Source organism: Caproiciproducens sp. MSJ-32 (genome assembly GCF_018918055.1).
GTDB lineage: Bacteria > Bacillota > Clostridia > Clostridiales > Clostridiaceae > Clostridium.
This window is the reverse complement of sequence record NZ_JAHLPS010000101.1, coordinates 1-5,327: the sequence shown is the minus strand read 5'-3', so window position 1 is coordinate 5,327 and position 5,327 is coordinate 1. Positions and strand designations below refer to the sequence as shown.

Genomic DNA, 5,327 nt, shown 5'->3' with positions numbered 1-5,327 from the left:
ACTAAAAAATTTAATAACTTATATATTATAAATCTTATTTTTCTACTTTTAATCGCTAATTGTTTCAAGCTCTTCCCTATTAGGAATAATATCACTAAAAAGCTTATCTACTAATTCATCTTTACCCTTTTTATTTAAAGAAGAAAAGAAATATAATTTGTCTTCTTTAGTTAGCTTTAAGCTTTCTCTTATCACCTTTTCGCTCTTTTTTTGTTCATTATTTGATAGTTTATCACTTTTTGTTGCTATTATTACTTCATCATATCCATAATATTTTATCCATTCATGCATTTGAATATCATCAGCTGTTGGTTTATGTCTGGAATCAACAAGTAATATTACTCTTTTTAATTCTTCTCTTCCTTTAAGATAAGTTTCTATTGTTTTACCCCAGCTTTCCTTTTCAGCCTTAGATACTTTAGCATATCCATATCCAGGTAAATCAACAAGATAAAATTCATTATTATTTATTATAAAAAAGTTAATTAATCTTGTTTTTCCAGGAGTCTGACTTACTTTTGCTAATTTTTTTCTATTAGTCAAGGCATTTATTATTGAACTTTTTCCTACATTTGATCTCCCAACAAAAGCAACTTCCGGCAAACCAGTTTGAGGATATTGTGATCTTTTTACAGCAGAAACAACAAAATCTGCATTTTTAATTTTAAACAATTGTATCAACTCCAATTATAGCATTATTTATTACTTCATTAACATGATCAACAGTTATAATATTTAATTTATTTTTTACTGATGCTGGTATTTTTATTAGGTCTTTTTCATTTTCTTTTGGAATGATTATTGTATCTATTCCAGCTCTAAAAGCAGCTATAGACTTTTCTTTAAGTCCTCCAATTGCAAGCACTCTTCCTGTTAATGTTACTTCTCCAGTCATTGCAACATTACTTCTAACCTTCTTATTAGTTAAAGCAGACACTATTGAAGTAATTATTGTTACACCTGCAGATGGTCCATCCTTTTTAATCGCTCCCTCTGGGAAATGTATATGAATATCTGTTTTCTTATAAAAATCTTCATTAATTCCATATAATTTTGCATTTGCTCTTACAAAACCAAAGGCAATTTTTGCTGACTCCTGCATTACATCTCCTAATTGTCCTGTAAGGGTTAGTTTTCCACTTCCCTTCATAACAACTGTTTCTACTGGTAAAGTATCACCTCCAGCTGCAGTCCAAGCCATTCCCTTAACTACACCAACTCTATCTTCCTTTTCCTTAACATCAAAACTATATAATTTTCTTCCAAGATACTTTTCTAATCTATTAGAAGCTATTGAGATAGATTGCTTATTTGTTTTAAGCATTTCAGTAACTGACTTTCTAATTAACTTACCTATTACTCTTTCTAAACTTCTTACCCCAGCTTCCCTTGTGTAGTAATTAATTATATCCTTTATTGCAGAGTCTGATATTTTAAATTGTTCACTGCTTAATTCATATTCCTTTAATAATTTTGGAATTAAATGATCCTTTGCAATATGATACTTTTCTTCATAAGTATATCCAGATACTTCTATTACTTCCATTCTATCTAAAAGAGGAGCAGGTATTGTGTCTAAAGAATTAGCTGTAGTTATAAATAATATTTTAGATAAGTCTAAATCTAATTCTAAATAATTATCTCTAAAAGTACTATTTTGCTCACTATCTAATACTTCTAATAAGGCATCTGCTACATTCCCTCTAGTATCATAGCCTAATTTATCAATTTCATCTAATAAGATTAGAGGATTATTTACCTTTGTTTCTTTTAATATATATGCAAATCTTCCAGGTATAGCTCCAACATAAGTCTTTCTATGACCTCTTATTTCTGCTTCATCCCTTACTCCACCTAAAGACATTCTAGCAAATTTTCTATTTGTAGCATTTGCAATAGACTTAGCAATTGATGTTTTACCTACTCCTGGAGGACCTACTAAACATAAGATTGGCCCTTTTAAGCTCTTAGTATGCTGCTTAACTGCTAAATATTCAATTATTCTCTCTTTTACTTCTTCTAAGCCGTAATGCTCTTTATTTAATACATTCTCAGCTTCTTTTATATCAAAAATATCCTTAGTGGACTTATTCCATGGAATATCTAAAATCCAATCAAGATAATTTCTAATAACATTTCCCTCTGAACTAAATCCACCTATAGTTCTTAATCTTGATAATTCACTATTTGCTCTTTCTTTTACCGCTTTAGGCAATTTTAATTTATTTATTTTTTCTTCATATTTCTTTATCTCTTTCTTTTCTTCATCATCTTCTCCAATTTCTTCTTGAAGAATCTTTATTTGTTCCCTAATATAATATTCCTTTTGGGACTTATCCACAGTTTCTTTAAGCTTTTTACCTAATTGCTTTTCTAGATTTAATATATCTATTTCTTTTTCGATAAATATTAAAAGTTTCTCTATTCTTTTTATTACATCTAATTCCTGTAATATTTCTTGTTTTTTGCTTTCATCAAATACTACATAAGATGCAACTATATCTGCAAGTTCACTATAATTGCTAATAGAATCAAATATTGTCATTAGAGAAATGCTCGTATTACTTGATGCTTTTAAATATCTCTTAAAACTTTTCTTTAAAGTATTGACATACGCTTCTATATTTTCATAATCATCATTAGAAGGCTCCTTTATTCTTTTTAATTCAGCCTCTATATAATTATCTTCTGCCTTAAAAGATATTAGTTCTCCTCTATCTACTCCTTCAACTAATACTCTTATTATATCATTAGGCAATTTAATTATTTGCTTAATCTTACATATAGTACCAATAGAATATATATCTTCAAATTTTGGTTCATTTATTTCATAGTCTATTTGGCTAACTAAGAATATTTCTGTTTGATTTTCTACTGCAGCATCAATTGCAGCTTTGGATTTTTCCCTGCCTATATCAAAGTGTATTACCATTTTAGGGAAAACACTAATTCCACGTAGAGGAATTAAAGGCAAAGTAATTCTATTTTCACTCATCTTATCTCATCTCCTCTGTAAAACTACTTAATTTATATAAAATAACATAAGAATTTTACTAATCTATTTTATAATAAGTATTTTAGACTATTTAAAGTTTTATAACAATAATATTATAATATAAAGAAAACTTTTATCAATGTCAAAAATGTTAACAATATATCACGGAAAATATATGTTAATTAACAGAAAGAAATAAAAATTAAACAAAATAATTGACAGCAGAAGCTGAGAGTTGATATTATAAAACTTTTTACAAAATATATCAACCTCTTTTTTCTAACTGTCAATTAACTTTAAATTATTCTCCTTTTGCTGATAAAATATCTATATTATCATTAATCTTAATATTTTCACTTTTATCCTTTAACCCTTCTTTGCCTATTGCTATATTTAAAACATCTCTTATAGATCTTACTGGTATTACTTTAATATTTTTCATCTCCTTAAATGAATCACTCCAGTTTTCATTAGGAATTATTACTTTTTTAGCTCCTGCTTTTTCTGCCGCTTGTATCTTTGCCAAAATTCCCCCTACTGGTCTTACTTCTCCTAAAATACTTACTTCTCCTGTCATTGCTACTTTATTATCTATTTCGACATTTTTAATTGCACTATATATAGCCATCGCTATCGCTATTCCTGCTGAAGGTCCATCTACTGGCATTCCTCCTGGTATATTGATATGTATATCAAAATTTTCACATTCTAAATTATAAATATTATTAAGAACTGTAAGTACATTTTGTATTGAAGAATATGCTGTACTCTTTCTTTTCATCTTTCTATTATTTGAACTTAATTCTTCTTCCTCAATAATACCTGATACCTTTAAGCTTCCTAGTCTTCCTTTTACTCTCTTGGCAACTGCTTCTATTTCCATTAATATTCCAATATTAGCTCCATGAACTGCTAAACCATTGACTACTCCCACTTGAGCTTGATTTCTAATTTTTTTATCTGGAATTTGTGTATAATTACCATTTTCTATAACCCATTGTATATCCTGATCCCTTATGTTTTTTCTATTCTCATTTATAGCAATACCTGATGCAAGCTGAATTAAATTTACTACTTCTCTTCCATTTGTACAATATTTAGAAACTAGTTCTAAAGAACTATCGCTAATTTCTAAATTAACCTTTTTAACTGTATTAGCTGCTATTTTTTTTATATCTTCTTTTTGTAAAGATTTAAAAAATATTTCAACACATCTTGATCTAATTGCCGGCGGAATTTCTTCAGGGCCTCTTGTTGTTGCACCAATTAATCTAAAATCTGCTGGTAATCCATTATCAAATATTTCTTTTATATAGTCAGGCATATTTGGATTTTCACTGCTATAATAAGCACTATCTAAAAATACCTTTCTATCCTCAAGTACTTTTAATAGTTTATTTAACTCTATAGGATGAAGTTCCCCAATTTCATCTAAAAATAAGATTCCTCCATGAGCTTTAGTTACTGCTCCTGGTTTAGGCTGAGGTATTCCTGCAATTCCTAGAGAGCCTGCTCCCTGATAAATAGGATCATGAACTGAACCTATTAAAGGATCTGCAATTCCTCTTTCATCAAATCTAATAGTAGTAGCGTCAATTTCTACAAATTTAGCATTCTCCTTAAAAGGAGAATTAATTCTCTTTTTTGCTTCTTCTAAAACCAATCTAGCAGCTGCTGTTTTTCCAACTCCAGGTGGACCATATATTATTACATGTTGAGGGTTCGGCCCGCATAAGGCTGCCATTAAAGCCTTTATTCCATCCTCCTGACCAATTATCTCTTCAAAACTAGTTGGTCTGCTTTTTTCAGTTAGAGGCTCAGTTAAGCTTATACTCCTCATCTTATTCAATTTATCCATTTCTTTCCTATTTTCTTTTTCTATAACTATCTTGTTAGTTTTTCTATTATTATTAGCCATCATGTAATATATAAAGATTATCAATGTAGTTATTTGAAGTAATATTAATAATTCATTCATAGCTTCCGCATTAATATTTATAATGCATCCTCCTCTCTTTTCTTTCTATTTATCATATCAATTATTATTGACTTCATTAATGGTTAATATTCTATTCACAAAAGAATAACTTTTGTGCAGTTAACAGTTAAGAGTACACAGTTTACATTTTAAGCAATTATTAATGCTAAAATAAAAATTAACAAGATTACAAATATAAAACTTAACAGAATTGCAAATGAAATAGTATAATTATCTCCGACGTAAGGAGGTAATTAGCATGATAGAAACAATAAAGGCAGAACTGAACATTTTGAGGTGCTTAAATATGAAACCAAACTATAGTGACTTAGCAAGAAAATATGGAGTTTCAAG

General features: G+C 28.7%; 3 protein-coding genes. All 3 read right to left on the bottom strand.

Features of this window, described 5'->3' with window-relative positions:
* Positions 1–48: 48 nt before the first annotated feature.
* Complete coding sequence (yihA, locus tag KQI16_RS11020; protein WP_216434437.1) at positions 49–672, bottom strand: ribosome biogenesis GTP-binding protein YihA/YsxC; 624 nt, start codon at positions 670–672, stop codon at positions 49–51.
* Positions 665–2,995 (bottom strand): endopeptidase La, encoded by a 2,331-nt coding sequence (gene lon, locus KQI16_RS11015; protein WP_216434434.1) that lies wholly within the window; start codon positions 2,993–2,995, stop codon positions 665–667. Before lon ends, yihA begins: the two co-directional genes overlap by 8 nt.
* Positions 2,996–3,296: 301 nt before the next feature.
* Positions 3,297–4,973 carry an ATP-dependent protease LonB gene (gene lonB, locus KQI16_RS11010; RefSeq protein WP_216434432.1) on the bottom strand — a complete coding sequence of 559 codons (1,677 nt, stop codon included), beginning with the start codon at positions 4,971–4,973 and terminating at the stop codon, positions 3,297–3,299.
* Positions 4,974–5,327: the final 354 nt, after the last annotated feature.

Excerpts from the sequence above, each read along its gene's own strand:
- lonB (WP_216434432.1), bottom strand. The coding sequence starts at position 4,973 with ATGAATGAATTATTAATATTACTTCAAATAACTACATTGATAATCTTT.
- lon (WP_216434434.1), bottom strand. The coding sequence starts at position 2,995 with ATGAGTGAAAATAGAATTACTTTGCCTTTAATTCCTCTACGTGGAATT.